This is a genomic window from Pseudomonas sp. MS646 (genome assembly GCF_036693845.1).
GTDB classification, from domain to species: Bacteria; Pseudomonadota; Gammaproteobacteria; order Pseudomonadales; family Pseudomonadaceae; genus Aquipseudomonas; species Aquipseudomonas chlororaphis_E.
Genome location: NZ_CP144763.1, coordinates 111,884 through 130,214, shown reverse-complemented (window position 1 = coordinate 130,214; position 18,331 = coordinate 111,884). Strand labels below are relative to the sequence as shown.

Here is an 18,331-nt window from a genome sequence, read left to right as displayed (position 1 = left end):
ACATCTTTGATTTCTCGCGGAGTAACTTGTGATGCTGATAATCTGTTGACTAGCAGTCTGACTCCACAAGCACCCACACGAATTGCTTGATTCAGTTGTTAAAGAGCGGTGGCTGATTCTTTCGTCTCAACCGAGGCGCGCATTCTACAGCGCCTGGTGTTGCTGTCAAGCGGTTATTTAAGAAGTTTTTCAAAGTTTCCCGTGGGAAACACTAACAACTTCAACCACTTGCGCTTTCGATCTCTCGTTAGCGGGAGGCGAATTCTACAGCGTTGTTCGCTGCTGTCAACACCTCTTTTTCACCGCTTTCGATCGAGAGGATCGAACCGTTGATAAAGCCAAACGACAGCGCCTTATCCACGGCTTCCGGACTTCGATGAACTGAAGCCCTGCACTGCCTAAAATCGTTTAACTCATTGAAACTCAAGGATTTTTTCGTTTCGACTGCGCCGGAAGTGGGGCGAATTATAGACGTCTGGAATCTGCCGTCAACACTTAATTTCACTTTCCTATCAATAAGTTAAGTGAGCCCGGAAAACCCTTATTGGGGTCTCTCTATATAGAAGGACGGTTTCAAAGAACGCCAGCTTCCTTGAGTGCGGTCACCGCGGCCTCGTCCAAGCCCAGCACGCGCCGGAGCACTTCCTGGGTATGTTCCCCCAGCAAAGGCGGCGCGCTGCGGTATTCAACGGGCGTCTCGGACAGACGAATCGGACTAGCCACTTGAGGTACTTTGCCGGCCAGCGCATGAGGCAGCTCCACCGCCAGCCCTCGGGCCTGCACCTGTGGATCCGCGAACACCTGCGCCAGATCATTGATCGGCCCACACGGTACACCCGCCTGCTCCAACTGAGCCACCCATTGCGCCGTGGTCTTGAACACCGTCGCCTGGCGAATCAAGGGGATCAGCACCGTCCGGTTCGCCACCCGCAGTTTATTCGTCGCAAACCGTGGATCATCGGCCCACTGAGGTTGCCCGGCCACCTCGGCGAATTTGCGGAACTGGCTGTCATTACCCACGGTGAGAATGAAGTCGCCATCAGCCGTAGGAAAATCCTGATAAGGCACGATATTCGGATGAGCGTTGCCCAACCGCTTCGGCGCCTGCCCCGTGGTCAGGTAGTTCATCGCCTGGTTGGCCAAACAAGCCACCTGGACGTCCAGCAGGGCCATATCAATGTGCTGCCCGCCACCCCCCTGATCGCGATGAGCCAACGCCGCCAGAATCGCCACGGTCGAATACAGGCCCGTAAGGATATCCGTCAGCGCCACCCCGACCTTCACCGGGCCCGCCCCCTCGTCACCTTCAGGCCGACCGGTAAGACTCATCAGGCCGCCGAGCCCCTGGATCATGAAGTCATACCCGGCACGCTTGGCATAAGGTCCAGTCTGGCCAAAGCCGGTAATCGAGCAATAGATCAGTTGCGGATTGATCGCTTTCAGCGAGTCATAGTCCAGGCCATAAGCCGCCAGCCCGCCCACCTTGAAATTCTCGATCAGGATGTCGGACTTGGCCGCAAGCTCCCGAACCAGTTGCTGCCCTTCCGGGCGCGTGAGGTCGATCGTTACCGATTGCTTGTTGCGATTGGCCGACAGGTAATAAGCCGCTTCGGTCGTATTCTCGCCAGACGCATCCGTCAGGAACGGCGGGCCCCAGGCACGCGTGTCGTCACCATTGCCAGGGCGCTCGACCTTGATGACCTCCGCCCCCAGGTCCGCCAGGATCTGTCCGGCCCAAGGCCCGGCCAATACTCTCGATAAGTCCAGCACCCGCAGATGCGAAAGCGCGCCCATGACCGCTCTCCTATTAATAGAACGCCTGGATACCGGTTTGTGCACGCCCCAGGATCAGCGCATGAACGTCATGGGTACCTTCATAGGTGTTCACGACTTCCAGGTTCACCAAATGACGCGCGATACCAAACTCATCGGATATGCCGTTGCCGCCCAGCATGTCCCGCGCCATGCGGGCGATATCCAGGGATTTACCGCAGGAGTTGCGCTTCATGATCGACGTGATTTCGACCGCAGCCGAACCCTCATCCTTCATACGGCCCAGGCGCAGGCAACCCTGCAAGGCCAGCGTGATTTCTGTCTGCATGTCGGCCAGTTTCTTCTGGATCAACTGATTAGCCGCCAGAGGACGGCCAAACTGCTGGCGATCCAGCGTGTACTGGCGAGCGGTGTGCCAGCAGAATTCAGCGGCACCCAACGCGCCCCAGGAAATGCCATAGCGCGCCGAGTTCAAGCAAGTGAACGGCCCCTTCAGGCCACGCACATCCGGGAAGATGTTTTCTTCAGGGACAAACACGTTATCCATGACGATCTCGCCGGTGATCGACGCGCGCAACCCAACCTTGCCGTGGATAGCCGGAGCGCTAAGCCCCTTCCAACCCTCCTCGAGAACGAAGCCACGGATATCACCCGCGTCATCCTTACCCCAGACGACAAACACGTCGGCTATCGGGCTGTTGGTGATCCACATCTTGCTGCCCGTCAGGCTGTAGCCGCCTTCCACCTTGCGCGCACGAGTAATCATCGCGCCAGGGTCGGAACCGTGGTTCGGCTCCGTCAGGCCAAAGCAGCCGATCCATTCACCGGAGGCCAGCTTGGGCAAGTACTTCTGCTTCTGTGCTTCGGTGCCAAATTCATTGATCGGCACCATGACCAGGGAGGATTGGACGCTCATCATCGAGCGATAGCCGGAATCGACACGCTCCACTTCACGCGCAATCAGGCCATAGCTGACATAGTTCAGCCCGCTGCCACCGTATTGTTCGGGAATGGTTGCACCCAGCAGCCCCACTTCGCCCATCTCGCGAAAGATCGCCGGGTCGGTCTTTTCATGACGGAAAGCTTCCAGCACCCGCGGCGCCAGCTTCTGCTGGGCAAACTGCTCGGCAGTGTCGCGGATCATGCGCTCTTCTTCGGTGAGTTGCTGGTCCAGCAACAATGGATCGATCCAGTTGAAGCTCGCTTTACCGGCCATGAAAGAGTCCTCGCCAATTAGATGAAAATCGTGGGTTGATCCTAGGCGCGGTTTCCTACAAGGGCAAACGAGGATTACGCATCCTCTTGTGCTAATTTCTCACTCCGTAAATGCCGTATGCCCTGTTTACAACGGTAATGAGTGAGGTAGCCGTACATGCGCCGCAAAATCCCCAGTACCGCCGCCCTGATCAGCTTCGAGGCCGCCGCCCGGCATGAGAGCTTCACCAAGGCCGCTCAAGAACTTTCCCTGACCCAAGGTGCCATCTGCCGACAGATCGCGGGCCTGGAAGACTTCCTCAGCGTCGAGCTTTTTCGACGTTCACGGCGAGGAGTCAAATTGACCGAGGCAGGCCTTTCCTACAGTCGGCGGGTGGCCGCTCAATTGGACGCCGTTGAGCGAGATACGCTGTCAGTGATGGGGCATACCGGTGCGAACGTGATCGAGCTGGCTGTGGTCCCGACGTTCGGTACCCAATGGCTGCTGCCACGCCTCAAGGATTTCCAACAGCAGCACCCGGAGGTCACCGTTAACCTGACGAACCGCACACGACCCTTTCTCTTTGCAGACACGGAATTTGACGCCGCCATCTATTTCGGTGATGCGGACTGGTCCGGAACCGAGTCCCACAAACTGATGGGTGAGAATCCGATGCCGGTGTGCAGCCCAGCCCTACTGGATGGCCGCAAAGGTCTGACGCCAGAAGCCATCGCCGAACTCCCCCTGCTCCAGCAGACCACTCGTCCTTATGCATGGCGCCAATGGTTCAACGCCCAGAACCTGAACATCGCTCGCGACCTGACAGGCCCGCGTTATGAACTATTCTCCATGCTGGCCCAAGCGGCCATGCACGACATGGGCATTGCCCTGATCCCGCCGTTTCTGATCCAGCGCGAACTGGCGGAAAAGCGCCTGGTCATTGCCAACCGCAGCGCGCTGTCGAGCATCAAGGCTTATTACCTGATGATCCCGGAACGCAAGGTGGAGTCGGCGTCGCTCCGTGCTTTTCGTGATTGGCTGGTGGATCAAGCCAAGGACTATCACCTTGAAAAATAGCCATAAATCGATAACCGACTCCGGTAGTCAGCTAATAAAAAGCGCTACAGATATAAGTTTTTGTCGCTTTCAGTCAATCTGTTGGAAATCAGTACGGTAGTCTCGAAAGCGTTTAAATACGTGGCTTTGAGCCATATCGCCATTCACCAATGCATATTCACCTGATTCATGGCAAAACCTTTGAAAACCCCCTGAAGCCTTACAGAGCAAGGGTTTCAGAGGAACGTCCAGGGGCGCTTGCGACATTCGGTCACAGGGTGACTTGTAGTTAATTTTCCGTCACACGTCATAATCCCTTGAAGGCCTGAATTTTCGCCTGCAAAATGCCGCGCCCCGCCTGAATCAGTGGGGTCGTGCTGATCCGCCGCCCCAACCGCACCATCCGAAGTGCATGGGTTTACTCAATAAGATCACGCAGGAGATTTGACGTGCACATTGGTGTTCCCCTCGAAACCCAACCGGGTGAAACACGGGTTGCTGCTACCCCGGAAACCATCAAGAAGCTGATCGGCCAAGGCCACAAAGTCACCGTCCAGAGCGGCGCCGGCATCAAGGCCAGCGTTATCGACAGTGCTTACGAGGCAGCAGGCGCCACCATTGGCAGCGCCAGCGAGGCATTCGGCGCCGAGCTGATTCTCAAGGTGGTCGCCCCCAACGACAGCGAACTGACGTTGATCAAACGCGGCACCGTTCTGGTGGGCATGCTCAACCCGTTCAACAACGAAACCATCGCCAAGCTGGCCGAGTGCGGCATTACCGCGTTCGCCCTGGAGGCCGCGCCGCGCACCTCGCGCGCGCAAAGCCTGGATGTGCTGTCGTCTCAAGCGAACATTGCCGGCTACAAGGCCGTGCTGTTGGCTGCCCACTACTACCCACGCTTCATGCCGATGCTGATGACCGCGGCGGGTACCGTGAAAGCGGCGCGCGTGCTGATTCTCGGCGCGGGTGTGGCCGGGTTGCAGGCGATTGCCACGGCTAAGCGCCTGGGTGCAGTGATCGAGGCTTCGGATGTGCGCCCGGCTGTGAAGGAACAGATCGAGTCCCTCGGCGCCAAGTTCGTCGACGTGCCTTACGAAACCGACGAGGAGCGTGAGTGCGCCGTTGGCGTGGGCGGTTATGCCCGGCCAATGCCTGCCAGCTGGATGCAGCGCCAGGCGCAAGCCGTGCATGAGCGCGCCAAACAGGCCGACATCGTCATCACCACCGCGTTGATCCCGGGCCGCAAGGCACCGACCCTGCTGAGCGCCGACACCGTCGCGCAGATGAAACCCGGCTCGGTGGTCATCGACCTCGCGGCAGCCCAGGGTGGCAACTGCCCGCTGACCGTGGCCGATCAGGTGGTTGTCGAGAACGGCGTGACCATCGTCGGCCCGACCAACCTGGCCGGTGAGGTCGCCGCTGACGCGTCGGCGCTGTATGCCCGCAACCTGCTGGACTTCCTGAAGCTGGTCTTCACCAAGGAAGGTCAGTTCGACGTGAACCTGGAAGACGACATCGTCGCCGCGTGCCTGATGTGCCGCGATGGCCAGGTCATCCGCAAAAACGCCTAAGCAGGGATTCAGACAATGGAAGAGCTTATCTCCCCCGGTATCTACAACCTGATCATCTTCGTGCTGGCTATTTATGTCGGTTACCACGTGGTCTGGAACGTCACACCTGCGCTGCACACGCCATTGATGGCGGTGACCAACGCCATTTCGGCCATCGTGATCGTCGGCGCCATGCTCGCCGCCGCGCTGACCGTCACGCCCCTGGGCAAAACCATGGGTACCCTCGCTGTGGCCCTGGCCGCCGTGAACGTGTTCGGTGGCTTCCTGGTGACGCGCCGCATGCTTGAGATGTTCAAGAAAAAAGCCCCGAAAGCCGTAAAAGAAGAGGCGCCCAAGTAATGAGCATGAACCTGGTAACGACGCTCTACCTGATCGCGTCGATCTGCTTCATCCAGGCCCTCAAAGGCCTGTCGCACCCGACCACGTCCCGTCGCGGCAACCTGTTCGGCATGCTCGGCATGGCGCTGGCGGTCCTCACCACCGTCGGCCTCATTTATAAGCTGGGCGCTGAGCTGGCAACCGCCGGCATCGGCTACGTCATCGTCGGCCTGCTGATCGGCGGTACCGCCGGCTCGATCATGGCCAAGCGCGTCGAGATGACCAAGATGCCGGAACTGGTCGCCTTCATGCACAGCATGATCGGCCTGGCAGCGGTGTTCATCGCCATTGCCGCCGTCGTCGAGCCGCAATCGCTGGGCATCGTCAAGCAACTGGGCGATTCGATTCCGGCCGGTAACCGCCTGGAGCTGTTCCTCGGCGCGGCAATTGGTGCAATCACCTTCTCCGGCTCGGTGATCGCCTTCGGCAAGCTGTCGGGCAAGTACAAGTTCCGCCTGTTCCAGGGCGCACCCGTACAGTTCGGTGGCCAGCACAAGCTCAACCTGATCCTGGGCCTGGCCACGCTGGGCCTGGGCCTGACCTTCATGTTCACTGGCAACCTCGGCGCATTCGCCTTGATGCTGGCCCTGGCGTTCGTGCTGGGCGTGTTGATCATCATCCCGATCGGTGGCGCCGACATGCCGGTGGTGGTGTCGATGCTCAACAGTTATTCGGGTTGGGCAGCCGCGGGCATCGGTTTCTCGCTGAACAACTCGATGCTGATCATCGCCGGCTCCCTGGTAGGCTCCAGCGGTGCGATCCTGTCGTACATCATGTGCAAGGCGATGAACCGTTCGTTCTTCAACGTGCTGCTGGGCGGCTTCGGCAACAGCGCCGACGCGGCAGGCCCGGCCGGTTCGCAAGAGGCCCGTCCGGTGAAGTCCGGTTCGGCGGACGATGCGACGTTCCTGCTGACCAACGCCGACACGGTCATCATCGTTCCGGGCTATGGCCTGGCGGTGGCACGCGCACAACACGCGTTGAAAGAGCTGACCGAGAAGCTGACCCACCACGGCGTGACGGTGAAATACGCGATCCACCCGGTGGCGGGCCGCATGCCCGGGCACATGAACGTACTGCTCGCCGAGGCCGAAGTGCCTTATGACCAGGTGTTCGAGATGGAGGACATCAACTCCGAGTTCGGCCAGGCCGATGTGGTGCTGGTGCTCGGCGCCAACGACGTGGTCAACCCGGCGGCGAAGAACGATCCGAAATCGCCGATTGCCGGCATGCCGATCCTCGAGGCCTTCAAGGCCAAGACCATCATCGTCAACAAGCGCTCCATGGCCAGCGGCTACGCCGGCCTGGATAACGAACTGTTCTACCTAGACAAGACCATGATGGTCTTCGGTGACGCCAAGAAGGTCATCGAAGACATGGTCAAAGCCGTGGAATAAACACTCCCTCGCTTCGTCAAAACGCCCCGCCTCGTCGGGGCGTTTTGATTTGTATCAAGGCCCAGCGTTACCGATCCGGTAATAATGTTTTGCCTGAAACCCCCGTAATAGACGCCTTAAATGCGACTTTTGTAGCGGGTCGGGCATGGCGCGAATTCACTAGACTGCGCACTCCTTGCTTCCAGCCCGAGATAACACACCATGTACCGTGATCGCATCCGCCTGCCTTCGTTGTTGAACAAAGTGATGAGCGCCGAGCAAGCCGCCCTGCTGATCCAGGACGGGATGACCGTCGGCATGAGCGGTTTCACCCGTGCCGGCGAAGCGAAAGCGGTACCTCACGCGCTGGCCCAACGCGCCAAGGTCACTCCGCTGAAGATCAGCCTGATGACCGGTGCGAGCCTGGGGAACGACCTCGACAAAGAGCTCACCGAAGCCGGCGTACTGGCCCGGCGTATGCCCTTCCAGGTCGATAGCACGCTGCGCAAGGCGATCAACGCAGGCGAAGTGATGTTCATCGACCAGCATCTTTCGGAAACCGTCGAGCAACTGCGCAACGCCCAACTCAAGCTGCCCGATGTTGCCGTGATCGAAGCCGTCGCCATCACCGAGCAAGGCCACATCGTACCGACCACGTCGGTGGGCAACTCCGCCAGCTTCGCCATCTTTGCCCGACAGGTGATCGTGGAAATCAACCTGGCCCACAATCCGAACCTGGAAGGGTTGCATGACATCTATATTCCGACCTATCGGCCGACCCGCACGCCAATACCGCTGGTGAAGGTCGACGACCGCATTGGCAGTACCGCGATCCCGATCCCGCCGGAAAAAATCGCCGCCATCGTCATCACCCATCAGGGCGATTCACCCTCGACCGTCACGCCACCGGATAACGACACCCAGGCCATTGCAGATCACCTGATCGAGTTCTTCAAGCAGGAAGTGGCGGCTGGGCGCCTGACCAACAAGCTCGGCCCGCTGCAGGCCGGCATCGGCAATATTGCCAACGCGGTGATGTGCGGGTTGATCGACTCTCCGTTCGAAGACCTGACCATGTATTCCGAAGTCCTGCAGGACTCCACGTTCGATTTGATCGACGCCGGCAAACTGAGCTTCGCCTCGGGCAGCTCCATCACGCTGTCGAGCCGGCGCAATGCCGATGTGTTCGGGAACCTGGAGCGCTACCAGGACAAACTGGTCCTGCGCCCACAGGAAATTTCCAACCATCCCGAGGTGGTGCGCCGCCTGGGCATCATTGGTATTAACACTGCGCTGGAGTTCGACCTGTATGGCAACGTCAACTCTACCCACGTCTGTGGCACACGGATGATGAACGGCATCGGCGGCTCGGGGGACTTTGCCCGCAATGCGCACCTGTCCATTTTCGTCACCAAGTCGATTGCCAAGGGCGGTGCGATTTCCAGCGTCGTGCCAATGGTCAGCCATGTGGACCATACCGAGCATGATGTCGACATCCTGGTGACCGAGATCGGCCTCGCCGACCTTCGGGGCCTGGCTCCAAGGGAGCGGGCACGCGTGGTCATCGACAAGTGTGTGCACCCTAGCTATCGCGAGGCCTTGAACCAGTATTTCGAAGCAGCATGCAAACTGGGAGGCCATACCCCGCACATTCTGCGTGATGCACTGAGTTGGCACGTGAACCTGGAAGAAACCGGTCGCATGTTGGCGGTTTGACACAGTTGGATCGGCCTATTGGCAATTACAGTTTTGGCCATGCTCGGCAACTCAGCTCACTCTCGGCAAAAACTGTACTGCTGTACCGGTGTTTTCTTACAGTCTTTTCCTAGAAACACTTGCCAGACCTCCAGTTTCGCACCAAGTTGGAGCACATAGGTACAGTTGCCTCAATATCGACCAGTACACCGCTGTTTAACAGTTAACTGGTCTCTCACAATACAGGTGAACTGTATCTAGAGAGACTGGCCAAACGAGAGGATCATGGGCACCAGTCAAACCACTACCTAATCCCGCCACAAGCGGAAGGATGTCACCATGGAACGTACACTCAGTTCCGAGCTGTTCTTCGAAGACAACGCTGCAAAAAACCAGGCTTCCCTGCCTCTTCGCTTTATTGCCAACCTGATGCTGTGGCAGCGCCGCATCGCCAGCCGCCATCAACTGGCTCGTCTGGATTCGCGCCTGCTGGCTGACGCCGGTATCAGCGAAGCACAACGCTACGAAGAGCTGAGCAAGCCGTTCTGGCGCTAACTCAGCGTCGCTGGCCCTGACCCTCCGGGTCCACCGCCAGCACTGAATTGAACAAACAAGACCCGTCGTGGGAAACCACGACGGGTCTTGTCGTTTCAGGTCCTCGATAGGGTAAAAAAGCGGCACCATAACAGTTTATAGATTAATAAAAATCTACCAGCACAGTTATGTTGGAGGCGGCACTGAATCAATGACATCAGAACTGATCAGTCATGCAGGGCTGCCAGCCGACTCGTTCTGCCCTAATATCGGTGCAACCGTGGCGAAGCGAGTCGAGCATGCGTCTCCTCTCCAGCTACACGCACCGACATCACCTCAATGCCCAAGGAGTTCCATCATGACCCGTCTTCGTCTGCTTAGCGCAGTTGCCTTGCTGGCCGTAGCCGCCCAGTCCAACGCCAGCAGCTTCATCGTCACGACCGATTCCCTCGTCGGCGCATTGAAGGCCACTTCCGACGCGACCTCCGATGCCACTTCGTCACTGCGGGACAACAAAATCGTCCAGGCGGCCCGTGACGACGCCGCCAGCTTCGTGGCCAGCGAAGGTGCCATTCGCGGCGTGAAGCTGGAAAGCGCCCTGGACTACATCCGCCACCAGGCACCTCAGTTGAACGCCACCGACGCGCAGTTGGCCCAGGCCATCCTGGTTATCTGATGCAACATGAAACATCGGGCTTCAAAATATGTTCCGATGTTTCAACGCTGGCTCTGGGCCGGAGGTTTGCGCTAGCCTTCAGGTCCACCGTCAACCGTCGAGCCCCATGCGTTTTTACTCAGATCTGTTCTTAGCAATTGCCTGTGTAGCGGCGTGCTGGTCTGTTCCGGCCCATGCCTTCGATGTGTCCACGCAGCAAGTGGTGGCCAGCGGCTATGCCACGAGCATGGTGACCTCTGCGCCCTTCGACCATAAACTGATCGTCGCCGCTCACGATGACGCCGCGGCGTTTGTCGCCAGTGACGGACAGCTGCGAGGTGCACAACTGGAATCGGCCCTGGACTACCTGCGCCGGACCCAACCAAAACTTCACGTCAGCGACCTTGAACTGGCACAAGCAATTCTCGTCCAATAGTTATCTTTATTCTCCGGAGTCGTTCCATGCGTAGCCCGCTGATTGCTGCCGCCCTAGGCCTGCTGGTACTGGCCGATGTGGCCCAGGCACATACCCTGGTAGCCACCAGTAACATCATCGTCCGCGCCTCCCAGCGCACGATCGATTTCACTTCCGACACCACCACGTCGATCCGCGATTCGAAAATCGTCCGCGAAGCCCACGACGATGCCGCCAGTTTTGTCGCCAGCAATGGCGAGATCCGTGGCGCTCATCTCGAGGCAGCCTTCGACACCTTGCGCACCCGCGTGCCGGAAGCGCGTGACGCCAGCGACCAGGTTCTCGCCGAAGCCATCCTCGCATTGTGAGGCGGCTCGCCGCCTGGCTGACGGCCGGGGTCCTGTTGCTCATGGGCAGCACGGCCCAGGCCGGCCTGCAACTGCACCTCAACACCGAAGGGCTCAGCCCCGCACAACAGCAGGCCAGCCAGGCGCTGCTCGATGAGGCCATGCAGGCCCTGCCGCCGCGCTTCATCGAACGTCTGGACCGACGCATCGATGTCGGCTGGACCGACCAGATGCCAGCCAATGCTTACGGCCAGGCTTCGCTGGTGTCGCAACTGGACCTCAACAGCAACCTGCTCGACAGCCTCACCGACGGCAGCGCCGCGACCCAAAAGACCCACCGCCCCCACGGCACTGTGCGGCGAGAGATGCTCGCCACGGTGCTCCATGAACTGACCCACATCTATGACCGTTCGCGTCTATGGCCTGATGCCGAACGCGCGCTGATCCAGCGCTGCACCCGACGCAACGACAGCGCCGGGCTGATCGGCCTTCCAGACGAATGCCGCGGTCAGAACGGCCGCCGCTTTACCCTCAGCGATGATCCACGCTTGCTGGACCTCGCCGGCTGGCCGCAGTACGTAGGTCGGCGCGGCGAACGGGAACAACACAATCGCCAGGTCGCCCGCAGCCCGGACCTCTACGAAACAAGCAGCCCCAAGGAATTCGTCGCGGTCAACATGGAGTACTTCCTCCTGGACTCCAGCTATGCCTGCCGCCGACCCGCCCTGTACCGTTATTATCAGGAACACTTCGGCTGGGCTCCCGCTGCCAAGGACGCCTGCGCCAAGTCGTTCGCCTTCCTCAACGCCGGCAACGACTTCGCGAAGACCCCGCTGGGCAAGGTCGACCCGGAGCGAGTCTACGCCATCGATTATCTGCTGGCCGAAGCCAACCAGAACTGGGTCAGCCGCTGGGGCCACAGCATGCTGCGACTGGTGATCTGTGCTCCAGGCCGCCCCCGTGGCCCCGACTGCCGGCTGGACCTGGACCAACACCTGGTGCTGTCGTATCGCGCTTTCGTGGGCGATGTGCAGTTGTCCAGTTGGGACGGCCTGGTGGGCAAATACCCGTCGCGCCTGTTCGTATTGCCGTTGTCCCAGGTGATCGACGAGTACACCAAGACCGAACTACGCAGCCTGGCGTCGGTGCCACTGAAGCTGTCACGCCGCGAAATCGAGGAAACCGTCGAACACGCCGCCGAAATGCACTGGAGCTATGACGGCAACTATTACTTCCTGTCCAATAACTGCGCAGTCGAGAGCTTGAAACTGCTGCGCAGCGGCAGTAACAACCAGCAACTCACCGGCCTGGACAGCATCATGCCCAATGGTTTGCTGGAAGTGCTCAAGGGTCGGGGCCTGGCCGACACCAGCGTGCTGGACGACCCCAAGGAAGCCTTGCGCCTGGGCTACCGCTTCGACTCGTTCCGCGAACGCTACCAGGCCATGTTCAACGTGCTGAAAAAGTACCTGCCCATCAAGCAACAAACCGTGGAAGACTGGCTGGCCCTGGATGCCGCCGAGCGCCGCGTCTGGTTCGAGCAGGCCGATCTGCGCACCAGCGCGGCATTGCTGTTGCTGGAGCAGGCCAGCTACCGCCGGCAGTTGCTGCTGGCCCAGGACGAGGTCAAGCAACGCTACCTCGGAGCCCGCGAGCTGCAAAACGGCGGCATGGAAAGGGCGAATGCCACGCTGCAACAGATTCTCGCCAACAGCGGTTTTCTGAGCCGCCCCGCCGAGTTGCTGGGCACAAGCGGCTACGGATTGCCCCAACCCAGTGAGTGGCAGCGCCTGGAATCGGAGAGCAACTTGCGACAGAAACAGTTGCAAACGCTGACCGGCGACCTGGACAAGGAAGTCCGGGCATTACTGGAGCCAAGCCGCGCCGCCGAAATTGCAGCGAGCGAGGCCAACGTCAAAGAGATCGGCGAGCACCTGCGAAAACTGCACAAGGCAGGCGGAGGGTTGGAGTTGCCCTGACGCCAGCCACCGACCACGTCATGCACAACAAAAAAGGGTTCAGAACCTGGTTCTGAACCCTTTTTCGTGTCCCGCTGGCTGAACACTCAGCGCGCGTTACGCACACCTTCGGCCAATGCGGCACACAAACTCAGTACACCATCGATTGCCTGGGCCGGGGTATCGGCGCTGGCGATATGGTCGATCAACGCCGAACCGACCACCACGCCATCGGCCAATCGTGCGATCGCCGCGGCCTGCTCCGGTGTGCGGATGCCAAAACCAATGCTGATGGGCAAATCGGTATGACGACGCAGGCGAGTCACGGCTTCTTCGACGTGCTCCAGGGTGGCGGCGCCAGCACCGGTCACGCCCGCTACCGATACGTAGTAGACGAAGCCAGAGCTACCGTTGAGTACGGTGGGCAACCGCACATCGTCGGTGGTGGGCGTCGTCAGGCGGATAAAGTCCAGCCCCGCTGCCTGGGCCGGATCGCACAGCTCAGCGTTGTGCTCAGGCGGCATGTCGACCACGATCAGGCCATCAACGCCAGAATCCAGCGCCTCGCCGATGAAACGCTGAACGCCATAGCGATGGATCGGGTTGAAGTAGCCCATCAACACCAGCGGCGTCTGGTTATTGTCCTTGCGGAACTCGCGCACCATCTGCAGGGTTTTCGCCAGGTTCTGCTGGGCGCCCAAGGCACGGATGTTCGCCAACTGGATCGCCGGGCCGTCAGCCATCGGGTCGGTGAACGGCATTCCCAACTCGATCACGTCGGCACCGGCTGCCGGCAGGCCCTTGAGGATCGCCAGCGACGTGTCGTAGTCCGGATCACCGGCCGTGACGAACGTCACCAGGGCAGCGCGGTTCAGTTGCTTGAGTTCGGCAAAACGGGTTTGCAGGCGGCTCATCAGTGTTTCTCCTGCTGGGACTGTTCCATGTGGTGCATCACGGTTTGCATGTCTTTGTCGCCACGGCCGGACAGGTTGACCACCATCAGGTGATCCTTGGGCAGGTTGGGCGCGCGCTTGAACACTTCAGCCAGGGCGTGGGCGCTTTCCAGCGCAGGAATGATCCCTTCCAGGCGGCAGCACTTGTGGAACGCTTCCAGAGCTTCGGCATCGGTGACCGAGGTGTACTGGACGCGGCCGATGTCGTGCAGCCAGGCGTGCTCCGGGCCGATACCCGGATAATCGAGGCCGGCGGAAATCGAATGAGCGTCGATGATCTGGCCGTCGTCGTCCTGCAACAGGAAGGTGCGATTGCCGTGCAGCACACCCGGCACGCCGCCGTTCAGACTCGCCGCATGTTTACCGGTCTCGATGCCATAGCCGGCGGCCTCGACGCCGATGATGTCGACGCTCTTATCGTCCAGGAACGGGTGAAACAGGCCCATGGCATTGGAGCCGCCACCGATGCACGCCACCAGGCTGTCCGGCAGGCGGCCTTCCTGAGCTTGCAGTTGATCGCGGGTTTCCTTGCCAATGACGGCCTGGAAGTCGCGCACCATGGCTGGATAAGGGTGCGGGCCTGCCACCGTGCCGATCAGGTAGAACGTGCTGTCGACGTTGGTCACCCAATCGCGCAGCGCTTCGTTCATCGCGTCTTTCAAGGTGCCCGTGCCAGCCACCACCGGGATCACCTCAGCGCCCAGCAGCTTCATGCGGAACACGTTGGCCTGCTGGCGTTCGATGTCGGTGGTGCCCATGTAGATCACGCAATCGAGCCCGAACCGTGCGGCCACGGTGGCAGTGGCCACGCCGTGCATGCCGGCGCCGGTCTCGGCGATGATGCGTTTTTTACCCATGCGCCGCGCCAGCAGGATCTGGCCGATGCAGTTGTTGATCTTGTGGGCGCCGGTGTGGTTCAGCTCCTCGCGCTTGAGGTAGATCTTGGCGCCGCCGCAGTATTCGGTCAGGCGTTCGGCGAAATAGAGTGGGCTCGGACGCCCGACGTAATCGCGCTGGAAGTAGGCCAACTCCTCGATAAATGCAGGATCTTCCTTCGCCGCTTCGTATTCACGGGCCAGGTCCAGGATCAGCGGCATCAGGGTTTCGGCCACATAGCGGCCGCCGAATGCACCGAACAGGCCATTGGCGTCGGGGCCACTGCGCAGGTTGAAAGGGGTCGTAGGCTGGGTCATCGGGGCGCTCCAGGCAAATGTGTAGAGAGACAATGAGGCTCACTCTACCCCTGACATTGCCCGCTGAAAACCGATAAGATCGCCACAACCTGTCAGGAAAACTCACAGATAAAATGCGTCACGATCTTCCTCCGCTCAACGCCCTGCGCGCTTTCGAGGCCACCGCCCGACTCAACAGCGTAAGCCAGGCGGCCGAACAACTGCACGTGACCCACGGTGCGGTCAGTCGCCAGCTCAAAGCACTGGAGGAACACTTGGGCGTGAGTCTGTTCGTCAAGGATGGGCGCGGCTTGAAACTCACAGATGCGGGCGCACGTCTGCGCGACGCCAGCAGCGACGCCTTCGAACGCCTGCGCAGCGTGTGCGCGGAACTGACCCAAAGCACGGCGGATGCTCCGTTCGTACTGGGTTGCTCGGGCAGCCTGCTGGCGCGCTGGTTCATTCCCCGCCTGGGCCGGCTCAATGCCGACTTGCCGGACCTGCGCCTGCACCTGTCCGCCGGTGAAGGCGACCTGGACCCCAGGCGACCGGGCCTGGACGCCTTGCTGGTCTTCGCCGAACCGCCCTGGCCAGCCGACATGCAGGTGTATGAGCTGGCGGTCGAACGCATCGGCCCGGTGATGAGCCCGCACTACGCCGGGTTCGCCCGGCTGCAAGGTGCCCCGGCCAATGCGCTGCTGGATGAGCCGCTGCTGCACACCACGTCCCGCCCCCAGGCGTGGCCGACCTGGGCACAGCAAAACGCCCTCGAATCCCGGGCACTGACATTCGGGCAAGGCTTCGAACATTTGTATTATTTGCTGGAGGCCGCCGTCGCCGGACTGGGCGTCGCTATCGCCCCCGAGCCGTTGGTGGCCGAGGACGTACGTGCCGGGCGGCTGGTCGCGCCCTGGGGCTTCGGTGAAACCCCGGCGCGACTGGCGTTGTGGCTACCCAAGCGCGCCGCGGACGGGCGCGCTCGTCAATTGGCCCAGTGGCTCAGGCATGAGTTGGGCCAACCGGCTCAGTCACCGCGTTTGCACAACAGGTAAGCGGCCAGCAGGCCAATGGCCCCCACCGCGACACCGGCCGTGGTCCAAGGGTGCTCTTGCGCGTAATCGCGAGTGGCGAGCCCGGTTTCGCGGGTTTTCACCTTGACCTCTTCATACGCATCGCTGAGCAGGTGCCGAGAATGTTTCAACGCACTTTCGGCATTCGCCTTGAGCGTCTTGAGGGTCTTGCGCGACTCATCAGAGGCGTCGTCCTTCAAGCTTTCCAACGACTTGAGCAGACTCTCGATCTCCGCTTCCATGCTTTGCAACGAGGCTTTACGTAACGAATTGCTGGCCATGGTGGCTCTCTCCTGCAGTGGTTGAGTGGTGTGAATTGGGACTCCAGCCATTTCTGAAAGTGCAGTAAATCTGAACTTTCCAGGGGCAAGCGGCGCCAGATGTAAGGCGAAAAATCGCTGCTAGGCTGTTAAAGACCCCTACAGGAGAACGTCATGACTGATCATCACACGTACAAGAAAGTCGAGCTGGTCGGCTCGTCTCCCACCAGCATCGAGGACGCCATCAACAACGCCCTCGCCGAGGCCAGCAAAAGCCTCAAGCACCTGGAATGGTTTGAAGTCACGGAAACCCGCGGACACATCGAAAACGGCCGGGCCGCGCACTTTCAAGTGACCATCAAGGTCGGATTCCGCATCGCCAACAGCTGAGGACAATGAACTTGCGCGCTGGCGGAGTGCCATAGGGACTGGCGATGCGCTATTGTCTGCGTGTCACGTCTTTCCAATACCTGCCCTATTTGATCCGACCAAGGAGTGCAAGCGATGAAAAAGTTAATGGTGGCCGTGGGTTTGCTGAGCCTTGCGGGTGGCGCATTGGCGGCCGGCAAGCCTTGCGAAGAGCTGAAAAGCGAAATCGCAGCGAAGCTGGATGCCAAGGGCGTGTCAGGTTATACCCTTGAAATTGTCGAAAAAAGCGCAGCGGCTGACGCCAAGGTCGTCGGCACCTGCGAGGCCGGCAGTAAGGTGATTACCTACAAACGCGGTTGATCTGATGCATACGAAAAGCCGACGCAATGCGTCGGCTTTTTCATGGCTGCGATTCAGCCTTTCATGACCTGGGCCAGCAGCTCATACGAGTGCAGGCGATCGGCATGTTCATACAGGTCGCTGGTGAAAATCAGCTCATCGGCCTGGGTTTGTTCGATCAACACCTCCAGCTTGGCGCGAATCTTCTGCGGGCCACCGACCATAGCCAGGCCAAGGAAGTCGCCAACCGCTTCTTTCTCATGAGGTAGCCAGAGCCCGTTCATGGACTCCACCGGCGGGCGCTGCACCAGGCTCTGCCCACGCATCAATGCCAGGATCCGCTGGTACACCGACGTCGCCAGATAATCGGCCCGCTCATCCGTGTCGGCGGCCACCAGTGGCACGCCGAGCATCACGTAAGGTTTGTCGAGCACCGCGGACGGTTTGAAGTGGTTGCGGTAGATGCGAATCGCCTCGTGCATGAAGCGCGGTGCGAAATGTGAGGCAAAGGCATAGGGCAAACCGCGCTCACCAGCCAGTTGCGCGCTGAACAGACTGGAACCCAACAGCCACACCGGCACATTGGTCCCGGTGCCCGGCATGGCAATGATGCGTTGCTCCGGCGTGCGCGGGCCGAGATAGCGCATCAGTTCGGCCACGTCATCAGGGAAGTCGTCGGCGCTGCCGGAGCGCTCGCGACGCAGCGCCCGGGCGGTCATCTGGTCGGAACCCGGCGCCCGGCCCAAGCCCAGATCGATTCGCCCGGGGTACAGGCTTTCCAACGTGCCGAACTGTTCGGCAATGACCAACGGCGCATGGTTGGGCAACATCACCCCGCCGGAACCGACACGAATGGTCGAAGTGCCTCCCGCCAGGTAACCCAGCAGCACCGCCGTCGCGGAGCTGGCGATGCCATCCATGTTGTGGTGCTCGGCCACCCAGAAGCGGGTGTAGCCATATTTTTCCACGTGCTGCGCCAAGTCCAGGGAGTTGCGCAGGGACTGGGCGGCATTGCCGTCGGCGCGAACGGGCACAAGGTCCAGGGTTGAGAATTTCACTTCGGACAACTGTTTCATGGGCCGGGATCTCCAACGGCGTTCCGGGCGTTCCTAAGGGCGAAAGCCTGCCGTTTCTAAAGGTGTGTGCTATGCAATGTGGGCATATACCCGAGTTTCAATAGCAACAATGAATTTTCCTACTAAATTGGTCAACTAA

General features: G+C 60.1%; 20 protein-coding genes. 13 read left to right on the top strand and 7 right to left on the bottom strand.

Translation table 11 applies throughout. The annotated features are described in order from the left end of the window. Positions 1-247 precede the first annotated feature (247 nt). The 3 genes from V3H56_RS00600 to V3H56_RS00590 all read right to left on the bottom strand — a co-directional run bounded on the left by V3H56_RS00600 (position 248) and on the right by V3H56_RS00590 (position 2,989). The gene (locus V3H56_RS00600) at positions 248-427 is read right to left on the bottom strand and encodes a hypothetical protein (protein ID WP_212803232.1); all 180 of its coding nucleotides are present in this window, start codon (positions 425-427) and stop codon (positions 248-250) included. A 146-nt stretch (positions 428-573) separates the two neighbouring features. After that, complete coding sequence (locus V3H56_RS00595) at positions 574-1,794, bottom strand: CaiB/BaiF CoA-transferase family protein (protein WP_338474093.1); 1,221 nt, start codon at positions 1,792-1,794, stop codon at positions 574-576. Positions 1,795-1,807: 13 nt separating this feature from the next. Beyond that, positions 1,808-2,989, bottom strand: coding sequence for an acyl-CoA dehydrogenase (locus V3H56_RS00590; RefSeq protein ID WP_338474092.1), 1,182 nt, complete (start codon positions 2,987-2,989; stop codon positions 1,808-1,810). A 156-nt stretch (positions 2,990-3,145) separates the two neighbouring features. Between V3H56_RS00590 and V3H56_RS00585 the strand changes: the two genes are divergently transcribed. The 10 genes from V3H56_RS00585 (at position 3,146) to V3H56_RS00540 (ending at position 12,974) form a co-directional block, all read left to right on the top strand. After that, entirely contained in the window at positions 3,146-4,045 is a 900-nt protein-coding gene (locus V3H56_RS00585) for a LysR family transcriptional regulator (RefSeq protein ID WP_042731838.1), read from the top strand. Positions 4,046-4,473: 428 nt separating this feature from the next. After that, positions 4,474-5,595, top strand: coding sequence for a Re/Si-specific NAD(P)(+) transhydrogenase subunit alpha (locus tag V3H56_RS00580; protein ID WP_338474091.1), 1,122 nt, complete (start codon positions 4,474-4,476; stop codon positions 5,593-5,595). 15 nt (positions 5,596-5,610) lie between these two features. Further along, positions 5,611-5,934 (top strand): NAD(P) transhydrogenase subunit alpha, encoded by a 324-nt coding sequence (locus V3H56_RS00575; RefSeq protein WP_003187010.1) that lies wholly within the window; start codon positions 5,611-5,613, stop codon positions 5,932-5,934. Next, positions 5,934-7,370, top strand: coding sequence for an NAD(P)(+) transhydrogenase (Re/Si-specific) subunit beta (locus tag V3H56_RS00570; RefSeq protein ID WP_042731840.1), 1,437 nt, complete (start codon positions 5,934-5,936; stop codon positions 7,368-7,370). The genes V3H56_RS00575 and V3H56_RS00570 overlap by 1 nt, the downstream gene beginning before the upstream one ends. 201 nt (positions 7,371-7,571) lie before the next feature. After that, positions 7,572-9,065 (top strand): acetyl-CoA hydrolase/transferase family protein, encoded by a 1,494-nt coding sequence (locus V3H56_RS00565; RefSeq protein WP_042731841.1) that lies wholly within the window; start codon positions 7,572-7,574, stop codon positions 9,063-9,065. 318 nt (positions 9,066-9,383) lie between these two features. Further along, on the top strand, positions 9,384-9,599 hold the full coding sequence (locus V3H56_RS00560; protein WP_047739314.1) for a DUF1127 domain-containing protein: 216 nt from the start codon (positions 9,384-9,386) through the stop codon (positions 9,597-9,599). A 337-nt stretch (positions 9,600-9,936) separates the two neighbouring features. Then, complete coding sequence (locus V3H56_RS00555) at positions 9,937-10,254, top strand: DUF2388 domain-containing protein (RefSeq protein WP_042730544.1); 318 nt, start codon at positions 9,937-9,939, stop codon at positions 10,252-10,254. Positions 10,255-10,360: 106 nt separating this feature from the next. After that, complete coding sequence (locus V3H56_RS00550) at positions 10,361-10,669, top strand: DUF2388 domain-containing protein (protein ID WP_042730545.1); 309 nt, start codon at positions 10,361-10,363, stop codon at positions 10,667-10,669. 26 nt (positions 10,670-10,695) lie between these two features. Beyond that, positions 10,696-11,016, top strand: coding sequence for a DUF2388 domain-containing protein (locus V3H56_RS00545; protein ID WP_003187020.1), 321 nt, complete (start codon positions 10,696-10,698; stop codon positions 11,014-11,016). After that, positions 11,013-12,974, top strand: coding sequence for a DUF4105 domain-containing protein (locus V3H56_RS00540; protein WP_042730546.1), 1,962 nt, complete (start codon positions 11,013-11,015; stop codon positions 12,972-12,974). The genes V3H56_RS00545 and V3H56_RS00540 overlap by 4 nt, the downstream gene beginning before the upstream one ends. 86 nt (positions 12,975-13,060) lie before the next feature. On the opposite strand, the gene trpA is transcribed toward V3H56_RS00540, so the two are convergent. Continuing rightward, positions 13,061-13,867 (bottom strand): tryptophan synthase subunit alpha, encoded by an 807-nt coding sequence (trpA, locus tag V3H56_RS00535; protein ID WP_042730547.1) that lies wholly within the window; start codon positions 13,865-13,867, stop codon positions 13,061-13,063. Next, positions 13,867-15,099, bottom strand: a complete 1,233-nt coding sequence (gene trpB, locus V3H56_RS00530; protein ID WP_047739317.1) for a tryptophan synthase subunit beta — start codon at positions 15,097-15,099, stop codon at positions 13,867-13,869. Before trpB ends, trpA begins: the two co-directional genes overlap by 1 nt. A gap of 113 nt (positions 15,100-15,212) precedes the next feature. On the opposite strand from trpB, the gene V3H56_RS00525 reads away from it, so the two are divergent. Beyond that, positions 15,213-16,130: a LysR family transcriptional regulator gene (locus tag V3H56_RS00525; protein WP_042730549.1), complete on the top strand. Its 918-nt coding sequence runs from the start codon at positions 15,213-15,215 to the stop codon at positions 16,128-16,130. Here V3H56_RS00525 and V3H56_RS00520 read toward each other — a convergent pair. Continuing rightward, positions 16,103-16,429 (bottom strand): DUF883 family protein, encoded by a 327-nt coding sequence (locus V3H56_RS00520; protein WP_042730550.1) that lies wholly within the window; start codon positions 16,427-16,429, stop codon positions 16,103-16,105. The genes V3H56_RS00525 and V3H56_RS00520 overlap by 28 nt on opposite strands. Before the next feature lie 153 nt (positions 16,430-16,582). On the opposite strand from V3H56_RS00520, the gene V3H56_RS00515 reads away from it, so the two are divergent. Together V3H56_RS00515 and V3H56_RS00510 are read left to right on the top strand one after the other, a co-directional pair. Beyond that, entirely contained in the window at positions 16,583-16,798 is a 216-nt protein-coding gene (locus tag V3H56_RS00515) for a dodecin (protein ID WP_042730551.1), read from the top strand. Positions 16,799-16,912: 114 nt separating this feature from the next. Continuing rightward, a complete protein-coding gene (locus V3H56_RS00510; RefSeq protein WP_042730552.1) occupies positions 16,913-17,137 on the top strand; it encodes a DUF1161 domain-containing protein in 225 nt (74 codons plus the stop codon). 53 nt (positions 17,138-17,190) lie between these two features. Here the strand turns inward: V3H56_RS00510 and V3H56_RS00505 are convergent, their stop codons facing one another. Further along, positions 17,191-18,192 carry an LLM class flavin-dependent oxidoreductase gene (locus V3H56_RS00505; RefSeq protein WP_047739320.1) on the bottom strand — a complete coding sequence of 334 codons (1,002 nt, stop codon included), beginning with the start codon at positions 18,190-18,192 and terminating at the stop codon, positions 17,191-17,193. Between the last annotated feature and the right edge of the window lie 139 nt (positions 18,193-18,331).

Excerpts from the sequence above, each read along its gene's own strand:
- V3H56_RS00585 (WP_042731838.1), top strand. The coding sequence starts at position 3,146 with ATGCGCCGCAAAATCCCCAGTACCGCCGCCCTGATCAGCTTCGAGGCC.
- V3H56_RS00545 (WP_003187020.1), top strand. The coding sequence starts at position 10,696 with ATGCGTAGCCCGCTGATTGCTGCCGCCCTAGGCCTGCTGGTACTGGCC.
- V3H56_RS00520 (WP_042730550.1), bottom strand. The coding sequence starts at position 16,429 with ATGGCCAGCAATTCGTTACGTAAAGCCTCGTTGCAAAGCATGGAAGCG.
- V3H56_RS00550 (WP_042730545.1), top strand. The coding sequence starts at position 10,361 with ATGCGTTTTTACTCAGATCTGTTCTTAGCAATTGCCTGTGTAGCGGCG.
- V3H56_RS00595 (WP_338474093.1), bottom strand. The coding sequence starts at position 1,794 with ATGGGCGCGCTTTCGCATCTGCGGGTGCTGGACTTATCGAGAGTATTG.
- trpA (WP_042730547.1), bottom strand. The coding sequence starts at position 13,867 with ATGAGCCGCCTGCAAACCCGTTTTGCCGAACTCAAGCAACTGAACCGC.
- V3H56_RS00555 (WP_042730544.1), top strand. The coding sequence starts at position 9,937 with ATGACCCGTCTTCGTCTGCTTAGCGCAGTTGCCTTGCTGGCCGTAGCC.
- trpB (WP_047739317.1), bottom strand. The coding sequence starts at position 15,099 with ATGACCCAGCCTACGACCCCTTTCAACCTGCGCAGTGGCCCCGACGCC.
- V3H56_RS00505 (WP_047739320.1), bottom strand. The coding sequence starts at position 18,192 with ATGAAACAGTTGTCCGAAGTGAAATTCTCAACCCTGGACCTTGTGCCC.
- V3H56_RS00590 (WP_338474092.1), bottom strand. The coding sequence starts at position 2,989 with ATGGCCGGTAAAGCGAGCTTCAACTGGATCGATCCATTGTTGCTGGAC.
- V3H56_RS00575 (WP_003187010.1), top strand. The coding sequence starts at position 5,611 with ATGGAAGAGCTTATCTCCCCCGGTATCTACAACCTGATCATCTTCGTG.
- V3H56_RS00525 (WP_042730549.1), top strand. The coding sequence starts at position 15,213 with ATGCGTCACGATCTTCCTCCGCTCAACGCCCTGCGCGCTTTCGAGGCC.
- V3H56_RS00565 (WP_042731841.1), top strand. The coding sequence starts at position 7,572 with ATGTACCGTGATCGCATCCGCCTGCCTTCGTTGTTGAACAAAGTGATG.
- V3H56_RS00510 (WP_042730552.1), top strand. The coding sequence starts at position 16,913 with ATGAAAAAGTTAATGGTGGCCGTGGGTTTGCTGAGCCTTGCGGGTGGC.
- V3H56_RS00560 (WP_047739314.1), top strand. The coding sequence starts at position 9,384 with ATGGAACGTACACTCAGTTCCGAGCTGTTCTTCGAAGACAACGCTGCA.
- V3H56_RS00515 (WP_042730551.1), top strand. The coding sequence starts at position 16,583 with ATGACTGATCATCACACGTACAAGAAAGTCGAGCTGGTCGGCTCGTCT.
- V3H56_RS00570 (WP_042731840.1), top strand. The coding sequence starts at position 5,934 with ATGAGCATGAACCTGGTAACGACGCTCTACCTGATCGCGTCGATCTGC.